1 protein-coding gene is annotated in these 796 nt (G+C 62.3%); it reads right to left on the minus strand.

Annotated features, from left to right (window positions below; all coding sequences use genetic code 11):
• Positions 1 to 167: 167 nt before the first annotated feature.
• A complete protein-coding gene (locus CQY20_RS35100) occupies positions 168 to 407 on the minus strand; it encodes a helix-turn-helix domain-containing protein (RefSeq protein ID WP_163700888.1) in 240 nt (79 codons plus the stop codon).
• Positions 408 to 796 lie beyond the last annotated feature (389 nt).

Consider the following 796-nt stretch of genomic DNA (forward strand, 5'->3'; position numbering starts at 1 on the left):
CCCGAGCCAAGGGTCTCCAGGAAGCTGGTCAAAATTCAGTTGCCGCGCTCTGGTCAGTATTCAGTTGCCGCCGACAGGGGCAGCCGGGTCGGATGAATCGGCGTTTGAGCCGGCCACGCCGAGCACACCCAGCCCAGTTTGTCCCGTACCGGTAGACCATCGCGTTGTCAGTGAGCAGACGCCGCACGCGCACACCGTGAGCGGCGAACCAGGCCAGGGCTCGGTGCAGGAATCCAGCGCAGGTCTTTGTCGTCGGGCAGCACTTTCTGCTCGACCCGCGTGCTGGTGCGCTGAGGCATCCGGATCGGGCGCGAGGACCGGTCGGCCAATGCTGCCTCGCCACCCTCGGCGTACCGGCGCAGCCACTTGTGCACCGTCGACCGCGAAATACCCAGCTGTTCAGCCATCTGCGCGGGCGGCCAACCAGCAGCGACAGCTCGACGATAGGCGACGAGCGAACAGGTTGGTACGGGCGTTAGCGTGAGACACGAGGACCTCCTATGGGTGAATGCAGACACATCCACTCCGTCAGGAGGTCCTCCCCATTTCAAGCAGCCACGCCGTCAACAACCTCCCGGGTCACGACACCTAGCCGCCACCGTATTGGCGATCAGGGAAGGCTGTTCGGCGGTATCGCTTTGGTAGTTGATACTGCGATCCGCCAAAGGGAAACCGTCAATCAGTACAGCCTTCGGTACCTGCGCCTGAACCGCTCTTAGTGTCGCCTGCCATGAGGATGGGACCAGTGTGACCTGATTTTTGCCAGGGTGATGGGACCACCTGGATTGCCAGTTAT

This window comes from Mycolicibacterium agri (assembly GCF_002553505.1).
Lineage (GTDB): Bacteria > Actinomycetota > Actinomycetes > Mycobacteriales > Mycobacteriaceae > Mycobacterium > Mycobacterium agri.

Bases quoted from the DNA above. Each gene is read 5' to 3' on its own strand.
- CQY20_RS35100 (WP_163700888.1), bottom strand. From the start codon at position 407: ATGGCTGAACAGCTGGGTATTTCGCGGTCGACGGTGCACAAGTGGCTG.